The following is a 14,595-nucleotide window of genomic DNA, read 5'->3' on the forward strand; positions in this document are numbered from 1 at the left end:
ATCGCATCGAGGAGAAAGATCATGGGACGTCTGGTCACTTTTCTATTGTCTGCCTGCCTGAGCCTCTCGGCCCTGGCTGCGGACCCGATCAAGGGCGAGCGCCAGGAAGTGTTCGGCGACATCACCGTGCACTACAACACCTTCAACTCCACCTACTTGCAACCTGACATCGCCAGGGCCGCAGAGCTGGTTCGCAGCAAGAACCAGGGGGTGATCAACGTTTCGCTGATCAAGGATGGCAAGCCATTGGTCGGCCAGGTCAGCGGCACGGTCAAGGACCTGACCAGCAAGAGCATTCCCCTGAAGTTCCGCCAGATCACCGAACAGGGCGCGATCTACTACATCGCCCAGTTCCCGGTGGAACAACAGGAAAACCGCACCTTCACCATCAGCGTGCAAGCTGGTGGCGATACCAACAGCTTCAGCTTCAACCAAGAGCTATTCCCGGGCGAATGATGAACCTCACGCAACTCGTACTGGCCAGCCACAACGCCGGCAAACTCAAAGAACTCCAGGCCATGCTCGGCGCCTCGGTGCAACTGCGCTCGATCGGCGAATTCAGCAGCATCGAGCCCGAGGAAACCGGACTCTCGTTCGTCGAGAACGCCATCCTCAAGGCCCGCAACGCCGCGCGCATCTCCGGTCTGCCGGCCCTGGCGGACGATTCCGGCCTGGCGGTGGACTTCCTCGGCGGTGCCCCGGGCATCTATTCGGCACGCTACGCCGATGGCCAGGGCGACGCGGCCAACAACGCCAAGCTGCTGGAGGCCCTCAAGGAGGTTCCCGAGCAACAGCGCGGGGCGCAGTTCGTCTGCGTCCTGGCCCTGGTACGCCACGCCGACGACCCGCTGCCGATCCTCTGCGAAGGCCTGTGGCACGGGCGCATCCTCACCGCCGCCAGCGGCGCACACGGTTTCGGCTACGACCCGCTGTTCTGGGTGCCGGAGCGCAATTGCTCCAGCGCCGAACTGGACCCGGTGGAAAAAAACCAGCTCAGCCACCGCGCCCGCGCCATGGCCATCCTGCGGCAACGCCTGGGCCTGCAATGAACCGTGATCCCGCCGCGTCGCCGCTGATCCTTGGCGGCGCGCAAGCGCCCCGGCCGGCCCTGCCCCAATTGCCGCCCCTGGCGCTGTACATCCACATCCCGTGGTGTGTACGTAAATGCCCCTATTGCGACTTCAACTCCCACGCCGCCAGCCCGACGCTGCCGGAAGAGGAGTACGTGGACGCCCTGCTGGCCGACCTCGACCAGGACCTGCCTGCCGCCCATGGCCGGGAACTGAGCTCGATCTTCTTCGGCGGCGGCACCCCGAGCCTGTTCAGCGCCCAGGCCCTGGGCCGACTGCTTGCCGGGGTACAGCAACGCATCCCGTTCGCCAGCGATATCGAGATCACCCTGGAAGCCAACCCCGGGACCTTCGAGCAGGAGAAGTTCACCGCCTACCGCGCCCTGGGGATCAACCGCCTGTCCATCGGCATCCAGAGCTTCCAGGAGCAGAAGCTCGAAGCCCTGGGTCGTATCCACAGCGGTGCCGAAGCCGTGCGTGCCGCCGACATGGCGCGCCAGGCCGGGTTCGACAACTTCAACCTGGACCTGATGCACGGCCTGCCGGACCAGTCCCTGGAAGATGCCTTGGGCGACCTGCGCCAAGCCATCGCCATGAAGCCGACCCACCTGTCCTGGTACCAGCTGACCCTGGAGCCCAACACGGTGTTCTGGAGCCAGCCGCCGACCCTGCCGGAAGACGACATCCTGTGGGACATCCAGGAAGCCGGCCAGGCACTGCTGGCCGAGCATGGCTACGCCCAGTACGAGGTCTCGGCCTATGCCCAGCCCGGCCGTGCGGCGCGACACAACCTGAACTACTGGAGCTTCGGCGACTTCATCGGCATCGGCGCCGGGGCCCACGGCAAGCTCAGTCACCCGGACGGGCGCATCCTGCGTACCTGGAAAACCCGCCTGCCCAAGGACTACCTGAACCCGGCCAAGCCGTTCAAGGCCGGCGAAAAGAGCCTGGACAACGATGAGCTGCCATTCGAGTTCCTGATGAACGCCCTGCGCCTCACCGATGGCGTGGATGCGGCGCTGTTCGCCCAGCGCACCGGCCTGGAGCTGGCCAGCCTCGCCGAAGGCCGGCGCCAGGCCGAACAAAGCGGCTTGTTGCAGGTCGAACCGTCACACCTGGCGGCCACGCCCCGTGGGCAACTGTTCCTCAACGACCTGCTGCAATACTTTCTGATCTAAGGAAATCACATGGATCTGGTACTCGACCTGCTTGCCACCGTGTCCCGCTGGAGCCGCAGCAACCTCTCGGAAATCTCCCTGGCGCTGGTGGGCTGCCTGCTGGTGCTGTTCGGCGCCGACATCAAGGGTTGGGTCGAGGCACGCCTGGGCGGCCTCGCCGGCGCCCTGCGGGTACCGTTGATGGCCCTGCTGTGCATGATCGGCAGCGGCCTGGCGCTGATCTATGCCACGCCGTGGATCGTCCGCGGCCTGAGCCAGTTCAACAACTACAGCCTGGCGCCCGTGCTGCTGGTGGTGCTGGTACTGATCGGCGTGGTCGCCGATCGCCGCTGATGCGGATCCCCGACTGAACAAGGATGCATATGAGCAAGGGCCTCATGGAGACCACCAGCAAGTTCCTCAGCTATGTGCTGCGCCATGAGCCCCAGGCCATTGGCCTGGAGCTGGACAGTGAAGGCTGGGGCGAGATCGACGCGCTGATCGCCGGCGCGGCCAGCGAGGGCCGGCCACTGACTCGGGAACTGATCGAGCAGGTAGTCCGCGACAACGACAAAAAACGCTTCACCCTGTCGGCCGACGGCCAGCGCATTCGCGCCGCCCAGGGCCACTCCAGCAAGGCGGTACAGCTGCAACTGCAAGAACGCCAGCCGCCCGCGGTGCTCTATCACGGCACTGCCACGCGCTTCATGGATTCAATCAACCGGAAGGGCCTGATTCCAGGCTCGCGCCATCACGTGCACCTGTCCCAGGACCCTGACACTGCCCGTTCGGTGGGCCAGCGCTACGGCCAGGTGGTGCTGCTGCAGATCGATACCCAGGCCATGCAGGCCCGGGGCTGCAAGTTCTACCAGGCGGAGAATGGCGTGTGGCTGACCGACCAGGTCCCGGCCAGCTGCATCACCGAGGTTTAGCGACCGGGCCATTGCAGGGCTCGGCAAGAGCCCCTCGGGAAGAGGGGCGGCAGGTCAGTCGAGCTTCTCGAACTTCAGGTCCCAGACGCCATGGCCCAGGCGTTCGCCGCGGCGCTCGAACTTGGTGATCGGACGCTCGGCCGGACGCGGCACGCACTTGCCGTCCTCGGCCAGGTTGCGGTAGCCCGGAGCGACGTTCATCACTTCCAGCATGTACTCGGCATAGGGCTCCCAGTCGGTGGCCATGTGCAGGATACCGCCGACCTTGAGCTTGCTGCGCACCAGCTCGGCGAAGGACGCCTGGACGATACGACGCTTGTGGTGCCGACTCTTGTGCCAGGGATCGGGGAAGAACAGCATCAGGCGATCGAGGCTGTTATCGGCCACACAGCGGTTGAGCACTTCGATGGCGTCGCAGTCGTAGACCCGCAGGTTGGTCAGGCCCTGGGTCAGCACGCCGTTGAGCAGCGCACCAACGCCCGGACGGTGGACCTCCACGCCGATGAAATCCTGCTCCGGGGCTGCCGCGGCCATCTCCAGCAGCGAGTGGCCCATGCCGAAGCCGATTTCCAGGGAGCGCGGCGCCGAACGGCCGAACACCTGGTCGTAATCCACCGGGGCATCGGCCAGGGGCAGCACATACAGCGGGGCGCCCTGATCCAGGCCGCGTTGCTGGCCTTCGGTCATGCGTCCGGCGCGCATCACGAAGCTCTTGATACGGCGGTGCTGGCGTTCGTCGCCAGCTTCCGGCTGGATTGGCGTGTCGTTTGATTCAGTCATCAATGGCTCTTACTTGATCAGACCATCCAGCGGCGAGGATGCGCTGGCATAGAGTTTCTTTGGCATGCGACCGGCGAGGTACGCCAGGCGGCCCGCGACAATCGCGTGTTTCATGGCTTCGGCCATCAGTACCGGCTGCTGTGCATGGGCGATGGCCGAGTTCATCAGCACCGCCTCGCAACCCAGCTCCATGGCGATGGTGGCATCGGAAGCGGTGCCGACACCGGCATCCACCAGTACCGGGACCTTGGCTTCTTCGAGGATGATCTGCAGGTTGTAGGGGTTGCAGATTCCCAGCCCGGTACCGATCAGGCCAGCCAGGGGCATGACCGCGATGCAGCCCATTTCCGCCAACTGGCGAGCGATGATCGGGTCGTCGCTGGTGTAGACCATCACGTCGAAACCTTCCTTGACCAGCACTTCGGCGGCCTTAAGGGTTTCCAGTACGTTGGGGAACAGGGTCTTCTGGTCGGCCAGGACTTCCAGCTTCACCAGGTTGTGGCCATCGAGCAGCTCGCGGGCCAGGCGGCAGGTACGCACGGCCTCCACCGCGTCATAGCAACCGGCGGTGTTGGGCAAGATGGTGTAGCGATCCGGCGGCAGGACATCCAGCAGGTTCGGTTCACCCGGATTCTGGCCGATGTTGGTCCGGCGCACGGCGACGGTCACGATCTCGGCTCCGGAGGCCTCGATGGCCAGGCGGGTTTCTTCCAGGTCGCGGTACTTGCCGGTACCTACCAGCAAACGCGACTGGTACGTCCGACCGGCCAGGACGAAAGGCTTGTCACTACGAACGTTGCTCATCGGAAATCCTCTGTTGGGGTGAGGTTCTTGCAGAATTCTTTGGTAGACCGAACGCCACGGGCAGGTAGCGTGCAGGAAGGGCAGAACAGGCGCCAATGCAAGGCCAGCCGACTGGCTGGGCATTGTGGGCGGCTTCAGCGCGGCGCCGCCGGGCGCGGCAGTTGCTGGCTAGCCGCCGCCGATGGCGTGGACCACTTCCACCTGGTCACCCTCGTTGAGGGACGTTTCAGCGTGCTGGCTGCGCGGAACGATATCCATGTTGAGCTCTACCGCGATCCGCCGCCCGGTCAGGTCCAGGCGCGTCAGCAGGGCCGCGACGGTCGAGCCATCGGGTAATTCAAAGGATTCACCGTTCAACTGAATGCGCATGCTCGAGGCCGCCATCACTTTTTAGGGGCCAGCATTCTAGCCCGATCATGACCTAAAGGTCAGCTACAAGCGTCAGGCCGCCGCCTGCAGGCGCCAGGCGGCAAGCCCCAGCAGCAACCAGCCGGCAAGGAAGGCTACGCCGCCAAGCGGAGTGATGATGCCCAGCTTGCCGATACCGGTCAGGGTCAGCAGGTACAGGCTGCCGGAAAACAACAGGATGCCAAGGGTGAAGGCCGCTCCCGCCCACGTCACCAGGCGCCCCGGCACCTGGGTGGCCAGCAGCGCCACACCGAACAAGGCCAGGCAGTGCACCAGCTGGTAAGTGACTCCCGTATGAAAGATGGCCAGGTACTCGGCGCTGAGGCGATTCTTCAGGCCGTGGGCGGCGAAAGCACCCAGGCCCACCCCGGTAAAACCGAAGAAAGCAGCCAGCATCAGGAAGCCACGCAACATGGGGAACTCCAGTCAGATTCCGCGCAAAGGGTCTGTATAATGGCGCGCTCAAACGGTTCGGCCAAGCCATCTCTATGCTGCGTTATCTGTTTCGTCGTCTGGTAAAAGCCTTGAAGTGGTTCGTCGTCGGCAGTATCGCGCTGGTGCTGCTATTGCGTTTCATACCGCCACCAGGCACGGCCTTGATGGTGGAGCGCAAGATCGAATCCTGGGTCGACGGCGACCCCATCGACCTGCAGCGCAGCTGGAAACCCTGGGACGAGATCTCCGATAACCTCAAGGTCGCGGTGATCGCCAGCGAAGACCAGAAATTCCCCGAGCACTGGGGTTTCGACTTCGATGCCATCCAGGCAGCCCTGGCCTACAACGAACGCGGCGGCAAGATCCGCGGCGCCAGCACCTTGAGCCAGCAAGTGTCGAAGAACCTGTTCCTGTGGTCCGGCCGCAGCTACTTGCGCAAGGGCCTGGAAGCCTGGTTCACCGCCCTGATCGAGGTGCTCTGGCCGAAGCAGCGGATTCTCGAGGTCTATCTCAACAGTGCAGAGTGGGATGAAGGCGTGTTCGGCGCCGAAGCCGCCGCACGCCATCACTTCGGCGTCAGCGCCGCCAATCTCAGTCGCCAGCAAGCCAGCCTGCTGGCGGCGGTCCTGCCCAACCCCCGGGTCTGGAGCGCAGCTCGTCCCAGTACCTACGTGCTCCAGCGTGCCGGTTGGATCCGGCGGCAGATGAGCCAACTGGGCGGGGCCGACTACCTCAATCGCCTGGACGAATCTCGCCGGGCGCCGTGGGCCGAGTAAAACATCAAGGCACAAACAAAAACGCCCCGATCATCTCGGGGCGTTTGGCTTGTGGCCTGGCGGGCGCTTAGGCGGCAATGGACAGCTTCAGCTTGTTCATTGCGCTCTTTTCCAGCTGGCGGATCCGCTCGGCGGAAACGTTGTACTTCTGCGCCAGGTCATGCAGCGTTGCCTTCTCTTCAGCCAGCCAGCGCTGATAGAGGATGTCGCGGCTACGCTCGTCCAGCACTTGCAACGCTTCATGCAGGTTGCTGGTGGAGTTGTCGCTCCAGTCAGCGTCTTCCAGCTGCAACGCCGGATCGTAGCGGTGATCTTCCAGATAGTTGGCCGGCGACTGGAAAGCGCTGTCGTCATCGGCTTCGGCAGCCGGGTCGAAGGCCATGTCCTGGCCGGTCAGGCGGCTTTCCATCTCCCGCACTTCACGCGGCTCCACGCCAAGGCTTTCCGCCACGCGATGGACTTCCTCGTTGTTCAGCCAGGCCAGGCGTTTCTTCTGGCTGCGCAGGTTGAAGAACAGCTTGCGCTGGGCCTTGGTGGTCGCGACCTTGACGATCCGCCAGTTGCGCAGGATGAACTCGTGGATTTCCGCCTTGATCCAGTGCACGGCAAAGGACACCAGGCGCACGCCCATCTCGGGATTGAAGCGCTTCACAGCTTTCATCAGGCCAACGTTGCCTTCCTGGATCAGGTCGGCCTGGGCCAGCCCGTAGCCGGAATAGCTGCGGGCGATATGTACGACAAAACGCAGGTGGGCAAGCACCATCTGCCGAGCTGCCTCAAGATCCTGCTCATAGTAGAGACTCTCGGCCAGTTCACGCTCCTGCTCCGGCGTCAGCAATGGAATGCTGTTCACCGTGTGCACATAGGCCTCCAGGTTTGCGCCTGGAACCAATGCGTAAGCAGGTTGCAAAGAAGTGGTCATACGAAAAAACCTCCGACTCACATAACTCGTGCAGTTCAGCACTGCGAAAATTGACCGGAAACCGTTAAACAAGTTCCCATGAACGCTGAAAGGTCAATACAAGCAAAAAGACACTACTTCGGTGCCAGCTCCCTCAGGTGGCGGGCCACCGCAATCCACGCACCGATATAACCCAACAGCACCGCCCCTAGCAAGAGCGACAGACCGTCGGCGACAGGTACCCCCGCCAGGGCGAAATCGCTGCCGTAGAGGCCTGCCAGGCGTACTACCGCATCGTTCAACCAGTCCAGGCCGAAGGCCAGGACACCCCAGGACAAGATCCCCGCACCGAAGCCATACAGCGCGCCCATGTATAGGAAAGGACGTCGCACATAGCTGTCTGTGCCGCCGACGAGTTTAATCACTTCGATCTCCGTGCGGCGGTTTTCAATATGAAGACGAATGGTATTGCCTATCACCAAAAGTAATGCGGAAACCAGCAGCACCGTCAGGCCGAAGACAAAACGATCGCCAAGCTTGAGGATCGCCGCCAATCGCTCGACCCAGACCAGGTCCAGCTGGGCCAATTGCACCTTGGGCATTTCCGCCAGGCGCTGGCGCAGGGCCTCCAGGGTGGCCTTGTCCACTTCCTGCGGCGTAACCAGGACCACGCCCGGCAGCGGATTATGCGGCAGCTCGCGCAAGGCTTCGCCCAGCCCGGACTGCTGCTGGAACTCTTCCAGGGCCTTTTCCTTGCTGATGAATTCGGCATCCGCCACGCCAGGCAGGCCCTTGATCTGCTCGCTGAGGCTCTCGCCCTCGCTGGCCGATGCCCCCAGATCCAGGTACAGCGAGATCTGCGCTGCCCGCTGCCAGGAGCCGCCCAGGCGCTCGATATTGTTGAGCAGCAGCGACAGCCCCATGGGCAGGCTCAAGGCCACGGCCATCACCAGACAGGTGAAGAAGCTGCCGATCGGCTGCTTGCCCAGGCGCCGCAGGCTGTCCAGCAGGCTGGCGCGATGGCTTTCGATCCAGGCGTGCAGCAAGGTACCGAAGTCGGGACCATCGTCTTCGTCACGTTTTTTCTTCGGCGGCGGTGCCTCGGAGGCCTTGGGCGCCACGCGCTCCGCCACTTTAGGGGTACGGGTGGCACTCATACGCCGGCCTCCCCATCGCCGATCAGGCGGCCACGTTGCAGGGTCAGCATGCGATGACGCATACGGGCAATCAGGGCCAGGTCGTGGCTGGCGATCAGCACGCTGGTGCCCAGACGGTTGATATCTTCGAATACGCCCATGATTTCCGCCGCAAGACGCGGGTCGAGGTTACCGGTGGGTTCATCCGCCAGCAGCAAGGCCGGACGGTGGACGATGGCGCGAGCGATGCCGACCCGCTGCTGCTGGCCGGTGGACAGGTCGCCCGGGTAGAGCTCGGCCTTGTCCGACAGGGCCACGCGCTCCAGGGCCGAGTCTACGCGCTTGGCGATCTCGGCCTTGGACAGGCCGAGGATCTGCAGCGGCAGGGCCACATTGTTGAAGACCGTACGATCGAACAGCAGCTGGTGGTTCTGGAACACCACGCCGATCTGCCGGCGCAGGAACGGGATCTGCGCATTGCTGATCTGTCCCAGGTCCTGGCCGGCCAGCAGCAGCTTGCCAGAGGTCGGGCGCTCCATGGCCAGCAACAGGCGCAGCAGGGTGCTTTTACCGGCGCCAGAATGGCCGGTGACGAACAGGAATTCGCCGCGCCGGACACGAAAGCTCAGCTCATGCAGGCCAACGTGACCATTGGGATAGCGCTTACCGACCTGTTCGAAACGAATCATGAACGCTCCCGCTCGGCAAACAGTGCCTGGACAAAGGGTTCTGCTTCAAAGGTGCGCAAGTCGTCGATGCCTTCGCCGACGCCGATGTAGCGGATCGGCAGGCCGAACTGCTTGGCCAAGGCGAAGATCACGCCGCCCTTGGCGGTGCCATCGAGCTTGGTCAGGGCCAGGCCGGTCAGCTCCACGGTCTGGTTGAACTGCTTGGCCTGGTTGATGGCGTTCTGGCCGGTACCGGCGTCCAGCACCAGCAGCACCTCATGGGGCGCGTCGGCATCCAGCTTGCCGATGACCCGACGAACCTTCTTCAGTTCTTCCATCAGGTTGTCCTTGGTGTGCAGGCGCCCCGCCGTATCGGCGATCAGCACGTCGATGCCGCGGGCCTTGGCGGCCTGCACGGCGTCGAAGATCACCGAGGCCGAGTCGGCCCCGGTGTGCTGGGCGATCACCGGGATCTTGTTGCGCTCGCCCCAGACCTGCAGTTGCTCCACCGCCGCGGCGCGGAAGGTGTCGCCAGCGGCCAGCATGACCTTCTTGCCTTCCAGTTGGAGTTTCTTGGCCAGCTTGCCGATGGTGGTGGTCTTGCCGGCACCGTTGACGCCGACCACCAGGATCACGAATGGCTTGTTCTGCGCCACGATTTTCAGCGGCTGCTCCACCGGCTTGAGCATGCCGGCCAGCTCGGCTTGCAGCGAGGCGTACAGCGCGTCGGAGTCGGTGAGCTGCTTGCGCGCCACCTTCTGGGTCAGGTTCTGGATGATCACCGAAGTGGCCTCGACCCCGACGTCGGCGGTCAGCAGGCGGGTCTCCAGGTCCTCGAGCAGTTCGTCGTCGATGGCTTTCTTGCCCAGGAACAGGCTGGCCATGCCCTCGCCGATGCTGGCGCTGGTCTTGGACAGGCCTTGCTTGAGGCGGGCGAAGAAACCGACCTTGCTCTCCTCGCCGGGACGAACCGGCTCGACCGCCGGCTCCGGTTCGACGGCCGCTACCGGCTCCGCGACAGGAGCAGGAGCAGGAGCAGGAGCAGGAGCAGGAGCAGGAGCAGGAGCAGGAGCAGGAGCAGGAGCAGGAGCAGGAGCAACAGGCTCGGGGGCGACGAACACCGGGGCAACAGGCGCCTCTTCAGCCACAGTAGCGACCACCGGGGCCTCGGCCACGATCTCAGGTGCCGGAGCCACGGCCGGAATCGCCGGCGTCACATGCTCGGCCTGGACGTCCTCCACCAGCGCCACGGGCTCCTCGGCCACCGGCAAGGTCAGCCAGGGTTTGTGCTCTGGGTTCGGCGTCAGGGGCAGGTCGGGGGCGACCGGCGCGGACGAATGGGGCTGGGCCTGGGGTTGCGCCAGCGGTTCGGCGAGCGACGCGGCCACCGATTCGACCGGGGCGACACTCGGCGCCGGCTCGATGACTGGAGCCGCTACCGGCTCGGCCGGCACTGGAGGCTGCTGGACGACGGGTTCCTGCGGCTTCTTGCGCAGCCACCCGAACAGGCCTTTCTTCTCGCCAGCCGCGGCTGGAGTCTTTTTGTCGTCGTTGGAACCAAACATGGAGACGGCTATCTCAAGGTAGCGATGCGCCAGCAGGCGCCTCGGTCAATAAATATTCGATGCAGAACAGACTATGTTTCATCCAGCTTGTTCACGCGCAACATGTTGTCGAAATGCCCGAAAGCATCTCAAGGATCGGTTTTACTAAAGGACTGGAGCGGCAAAATCGGCGAAAAGTCGAATTTTAGCTGATAAATCAAGGATTATTGCCGGTAACTCATACAACCCGATCAAGTTATTGCTGACGCGCGAGAACCTGATAGGCGTGGCCGCCAGTAAAACGGATCAGTATCCTAGGGCCTGTCACCCCTCATTACCAGTACCGCGTGGCCACCCGCAGGCCCGGCCTGGCAATGAATGGCGATACGCCCCAACCTCTCGCCCGCAGGCCCATACCCAGCGGGCAGCCCAACAGGTTTAAAAACGAATGAATGCTCTAGCCCGCCGCGCCGCAGGCCTGCTGCTCAGCACAGTTTGTCTGCCTCTTGCAGCCCTGGCTGCCGATCCGCAACCCACCCACGAATTCACCCTCGACAACGGCCTGAAGGTCGTGGTCCGCGAAGACCATCGCGCCCCGGTGGTGGTCTCCCAGGTCTGGTACAAGGTCGGCTCCAGCTACGAAACCCCGGGCCAGACCGGCCTGTCCCACGCCCTGGAACACATGATGTTCAAGGGCAGCGAGAAGGTCGGCCCCGGCGAAGCCTCGTTGATCCTGCGGGACCTGGGCGCCGAGGAGAACGCCTTCACCAGCGACGACTTCACCGCCTACTACCAGGTTCTGGCCCGTGACCGCCTGGGCGTGGCCCTGGAGCTGGAGGCCGATCGCATGGCCAGCCTGCGCCTGCCGGCCGACGAGTTCAGCCGCGAGATCGAGGTGATCAAGGAAGAGCGCCGCCTGCGCACCGACGACAAGCCCCTGTCCAAGGCCTACGAGCGCTTCAAGGCCATGGCCTATCCCGCCAGCGGCTACCACACGCCGACCATTGGCTGGATGGCCGACCTGAACCGGATGAAGGTCGAGGAACTGCGTCATTGGTACCAGTCCTGGTATGTGCCCAACAACGCCACCCTGGTAGTGGTCGGCGACGTCACCCCGGACGAGGTCAAGGCCCTGGCCCAGCGCTACTTCGGCGCGATTCCCAAGCGTGACGTACCGCCAGCGAAGATCCCCATGGAACTGGCCGAGCCCGGCGAGCGCCTGATCACCCTGCACGTGAAGACCCAGCTGCCAAGCCTGATGCTGGCCTTCAACGTGCCAAGCATCGCCACTGCCGAAGACAAGCGCGCGGTCAACGCCCTGCGCCTGGCCTCGGCCTTGCTGGATGGCGGCTACAGCGCGCGCATCCCGACCCAGCTGGAGCGTGGCGAAGAGCTGCTGTCCAACGGCTCGACCAGCTACGACGCCTACACCCGGGGCGACAGCCTGTTCATGCTCTCGGCCACCCCCAACAGCCAGAAGAAGAAAACCATCGCCCAGGCCGAAGCCGGTCTGTGGCGCATGCTGGACCAGTTGAAGACCACCCCGCCGTCCGCAGAAGAGCTGGAACGCGTGCGGGCCCAGGTGATCGCCGGTCTGGTCTATGAACGCGACTCCATCACCAGCCAGGCCACCGCCATCGGCCAGCTGGAAACCGTCGGCCTCTCGTGGAAGCTGATGGACACCGAGCTTGCCGAACTGCAAAGCGTGACCCCGGAAGATATCCAGAAGGCTGCACGCACCTATTTCACCCGGCAACGTATGAGCGTGGCCCACGTACTGCCTGAGGAATCCGCTCATGACTAAGCGCAAGAATGCTTCGCCGATCCTCCTGGGCGCCGCGCTTGTGGCGCTGATCACCGCTGGTGGCCTGTACCTGTCGCGCTCCGGCGAAAGCAACGCCAGCCAGGCCCTGGACAACGCCAAGAGCAGCCAGAAGCTGCAGTCCCTGGCCGAACTGGACGGCAAGGCTCCCAGCCATCGCAATCTCAATGTGCAGACCTGGAACACCGCCGAAGGCGCCAAGGTATTGTTCGTCGAGGCCCGCGAGCTGCCGATGTTCGACATGCGCCTGATCTTCGCCGCCGGCAGCAGCCAGGATGGCAATACCTCCGGCCTGGCCCTGCTGACCAACGCCATGCTCAACGAGGGTGTGCCCGGCAAGGACGTTGGCGCCATCGCCCGGGGCTTTGAAAGCCTGGGAGCAGATATCGGCAACGGCGCCTACAAGGACATGGCCGTGGTCTCGCTGCGCAGCCTCAGCGCGGTGGATAAACGCCAGCCGGCGCTGAATCTGTTTGCCGAAGTGGTGGGCAAGCCGACCTTCCCTGCCGACTCCCTGGCACGGATCAAGAACCAGTTGCTCGCCGGCTTCGAGTACCAGAAGCAAAACCCCGGCAAGCTGGCCAGCCTGGAGCTGATGCAGCGCCTGTACGGCAACCATCCCTATGCCCATGCCAGCGAAGGCAACGCCAAGAGCGTTCCGGACATTAGCCTGGCGCAACTGCAAGCGTTCCACGCCAAGGCCTATACCGCTGGCAATGGGGTGATCGCGCTGGTCGGCGACCTCTCGCGCAGCGATGCCGAGGCGATTGCCGCCCAGGTCTCCGCCGCCCTGCCCAAGGGCCCGGCCCTGGCCAAGATCGCCCAACCCAGCGAACCCAAGGCCAGCATCGGCCATATCGAGTTCCCTTCGACCCAGACCAACCTGCTGCTGGCGCAACTGGGGATCGACCGTGACGACCCGGACTACGCTGCGGTCTCCCTGAGCAACCAGATCCTTGGCGGCGGTGGTTTCGGTACCCGGCTGATGAGCGAAGTCCGCGAGAAGCGCGGCCTGACCTACGGCGTCTACTCCGGCTTCACCCCGATGCAGGTTCGTGGCCCGTTCATGATCAACCTGCAGACCCGCGCCGAGATGAGCGAAGGCACCCTCAAGCTGGTGCAAGACGTATTCGCCGACTACCTGAAGAACGGCCCGACCCAGAAGGAACTGGACGACGCCAAGCGTGAACTGGCCGGCAGCTTCCCGCTATCCACCGCCAGCAACGCCGATATCGTCGGCCAGCTGGGCGCCATGGGCTTCTACAATCTGCCGTTGAGCTACCTGGAAGATTTCATGCGCCAATCCCAGGCGCTGACCGTGGAGCAGGTCAAGGCCGCCATGAACAAACACTTGAGCGTCGACAAGATGGTGATCGTCAGCGCCGGCCCGACCGTCGCCCAGAAGCCGTTGCCGCCCCCTACTGACAAACCCGCCGAGCAGCCGCTCGGGGTTCCGGAGCACTGATGGCCCGTCCAGCCCGTCCCACCAAGAAACCCGCCCACAACCCACACAACGGCGTGGGCCAGCTGCGCATCATTGGCGGCGAGTGGCGCAGCCGCAAGCTGAGCTTCCCCGACCTGCCGGGATTGCGCCCGACCCCGGACCGGGTGCGCGAGACCCTGTTCAACTGGCTCGCGCCCTACGTGCCCGGAGCCAAGGTAATCGACCTGTTCGCCGGCAGCGGCGCGGTATTCCTCGAGGCCCTGTCCCGTGGCGCCGCCAGTGGCCTGGCCCTGGACAACAGCAGCGTCGCGGTATCCAGCCTGCGCGAGCACCTGGGCACCCTGCGCTGCACCGTCGCTCAAGTGCAGACCGCCGACGCCCTGCGCTACCTGGAGACCCAGCCGGCGAGCGCCTTCGACCTGGCGTTCCTCGACCCGCCCTTCCACCAGGACCTGCTGCCCGCCGCCTGCGCCCTGCTGGAAGAGCGCGGCTGGCTGGCGGACGACGCCTGGATCTACACCGAAAGCGAGGCCGCCCCTTCCTCCCTGGGCCTGCCGATGCGCTGGCGCCTGCACCGTGAACAAAAATCCGGGCAGGTGTATTACTCCTTGTGGCAACGTATGGCAGACAACGCCGGCTAACGCCGGCCGGAACAAGGTGCGCGGCCCGGCCGGGCCCCCCCCCCCCCCCCCCCCACCGCTGCATCGAGATACTCCCC

At 64.2% G+C, this 14,595-nt stretch carries 17 protein-coding genes; 9 read left to right on the forward strand and 8 right to left on the reverse strand.

What is annotated here, in order from left to right; translation table 11 throughout:
• Positions 1-21 precede the first annotated feature (21 nt).
• The 5 genes from AC3WK8_RS17695 to AC3WK8_RS17715 are packed head-to-tail and all read left to right on the forward strand — an operon-like array spanning position 22 to position 3,159.
• Positions 22-456, forward strand: a complete 435-nt coding sequence (locus AC3WK8_RS17695; RefSeq protein ID WP_031320665.1) for a DUF4426 domain-containing protein — start codon at positions 22-24, stop codon at positions 454-456.
• The gene (gene rdgB / locus AC3WK8_RS17700; protein ID WP_085594454.1) at positions 453-1,049 is read left to right on the forward strand and encodes an RdgB/HAM1 family non-canonical purine NTP pyrophosphatase; all 597 of its coding nucleotides are present in this window, start codon (positions 453-455) and stop codon (positions 1,047-1,049) included. Before AC3WK8_RS17695 ends, rdgB begins: the two co-directional genes overlap by 4 nt.
• Positions 1,046-2,248 (forward strand): radical SAM family heme chaperone HemW, encoded by a 1,203-nt coding sequence (gene hemW, locus AC3WK8_RS17705; RefSeq protein WP_103325358.1) that lies wholly within the window; start codon positions 1,046-1,048, stop codon positions 2,246-2,248. Before rdgB ends, hemW begins: the two co-directional genes overlap by 4 nt.
• 9 nt (positions 2,249-2,257) lie before the next feature.
• On the forward strand, positions 2,258-2,581 hold the full coding sequence (locus AC3WK8_RS17710; RefSeq protein WP_022641629.1) for a DUF3392 domain-containing protein: 324 nt from the start codon (positions 2,258-2,260) through the stop codon (positions 2,579-2,581).
• Between the two features lie 29 nt (positions 2,582-2,610).
• On the forward strand, positions 2,611-3,159 hold the full coding sequence (locus AC3WK8_RS17715) for an RNA 2'-phosphotransferase (RefSeq protein WP_103325357.1): 549 nt from the start codon (positions 2,611-2,613) through the stop codon (positions 3,157-3,159).
• A gap of 54 nt (positions 3,160-3,213) precedes the next feature.
• On the opposite strand, the gene trmB is transcribed toward AC3WK8_RS17715, so the two are convergent.
• From trmB to AC3WK8_RS17735, 4 genes are all read right to left on the reverse strand, one after another.
• Entirely contained in the window at positions 3,214-3,939 is a 726-nt protein-coding gene (gene trmB / locus AC3WK8_RS17720) for a tRNA (guanosine(46)-N7)-methyltransferase TrmB (RefSeq protein ID WP_022641631.1), read from the reverse strand.
• 9 nt (positions 3,940-3,948) lie between these two features.
• Positions 3,949-4,743: a thiazole synthase gene (locus AC3WK8_RS17725; RefSeq protein WP_022641632.1), complete on the reverse strand. Its 795-nt coding sequence runs from the start codon at positions 4,741-4,743 to the stop codon at positions 3,949-3,951.
• 168 nt (positions 4,744-4,911) lie between these two features.
• Positions 4,912-5,112, reverse strand: a complete 201-nt coding sequence (gene thiS, locus AC3WK8_RS17730; RefSeq protein WP_083456935.1) for a sulfur carrier protein ThiS — start codon at positions 5,110-5,112, stop codon at positions 4,912-4,914.
• A gap of 72 nt (positions 5,113-5,184) precedes the next feature.
• Positions 5,185-5,565 carry a DUF423 domain-containing protein gene (locus AC3WK8_RS17735; RefSeq protein WP_022641634.1) on the reverse strand — a complete coding sequence of 127 codons (381 nt, stop codon included), beginning with the start codon at positions 5,563-5,565 and terminating at the stop codon, positions 5,185-5,187.
• Between the two features lie 74 nt (positions 5,566-5,639).
• Here AC3WK8_RS17735 and mtgA point away from each other — a divergent pair, with 74 nt between their 5' ends.
• Complete coding sequence (gene mtgA, locus AC3WK8_RS17740) at positions 5,640-6,362, forward strand: monofunctional biosynthetic peptidoglycan transglycosylase (RefSeq protein WP_085594448.1); 723 nt, start codon at positions 5,640-5,642, stop codon at positions 6,360-6,362.
• A gap of 67 nt (positions 6,363-6,429) precedes the next feature.
• Here the strand turns inward: mtgA and rpoH are convergent, their stop codons facing one another.
• The 4 genes from rpoH to ftsY all read right to left on the reverse strand — a co-directional run bounded on the left by rpoH (position 6,430) and on the right by ftsY (position 10,632).
• On the reverse strand, positions 6,430-7,284 hold the full coding sequence (rpoH, locus tag AC3WK8_RS17745; protein WP_031320666.1) for an RNA polymerase sigma factor RpoH: 855 nt from the start codon (positions 7,282-7,284) through the stop codon (positions 6,430-6,432).
• A gap of 113 nt (positions 7,285-7,397) precedes the next feature.
• On the reverse strand, positions 7,398-8,420 hold the full coding sequence (gene ftsX / locus AC3WK8_RS17750) for a permease-like cell division protein FtsX (protein WP_103325356.1): 1,023 nt from the start codon (positions 8,418-8,420) through the stop codon (positions 7,398-7,400).
• On the reverse strand, positions 8,417-9,088 hold the full coding sequence (gene ftsE / locus AC3WK8_RS17755) for a cell division ATP-binding protein FtsE (RefSeq protein ID WP_022641638.1): 672 nt from the start codon (positions 9,086-9,088) through the stop codon (positions 8,417-8,419). The genes ftsX and ftsE overlap by 4 nt, the downstream gene beginning before the upstream one ends.
• Positions 9,085-10,632, reverse strand: coding sequence for a signal recognition particle-docking protein FtsY (gene ftsY / locus AC3WK8_RS17760; RefSeq protein ID WP_103325355.1), 1,548 nt, complete (start codon positions 10,630-10,632; stop codon positions 9,085-9,087). The genes ftsE and ftsY overlap by 4 nt, the downstream gene beginning before the upstream one ends.
• A gap of 427 nt (positions 10,633-11,059) precedes the next feature.
• On the opposite strand from ftsY, the gene AC3WK8_RS17765 reads away from it, so the two are divergent.
• The 3 genes from AC3WK8_RS17765 to rsmD are packed head-to-tail and all read left to right on the forward strand — an operon-like array spanning position 11,060 to position 14,518.
• A complete protein-coding gene (locus tag AC3WK8_RS17765) occupies positions 11,060-12,415 on the forward strand; it encodes a M16 family metallopeptidase (RefSeq protein ID WP_085594441.1) in 1,356 nt (451 codons plus the stop codon).
• Positions 12,408-13,898: a M16 family metallopeptidase gene (locus AC3WK8_RS17770; RefSeq protein ID WP_103325354.1), complete on the forward strand. Its 1,491-nt coding sequence runs from the start codon at positions 12,408-12,410 to the stop codon at positions 13,896-13,898. Before AC3WK8_RS17765 ends, AC3WK8_RS17770 begins: the two co-directional genes overlap by 8 nt.
• Positions 13,898-14,518, forward strand: coding sequence for a 16S rRNA (guanine(966)-N(2))-methyltransferase RsmD (gene rsmD, locus AC3WK8_RS17775; RefSeq protein WP_085594437.1), 621 nt, complete (start codon positions 13,898-13,900; stop codon positions 14,516-14,518). Before AC3WK8_RS17770 ends, rsmD begins: the two co-directional genes overlap by 1 nt.
• Positions 14,519-14,595 lie beyond the last annotated feature (77 nt).

The sequence above is a fragment of the Pseudomonas sp. FW507-12TSA genome, from assembly GCF_058781435.1.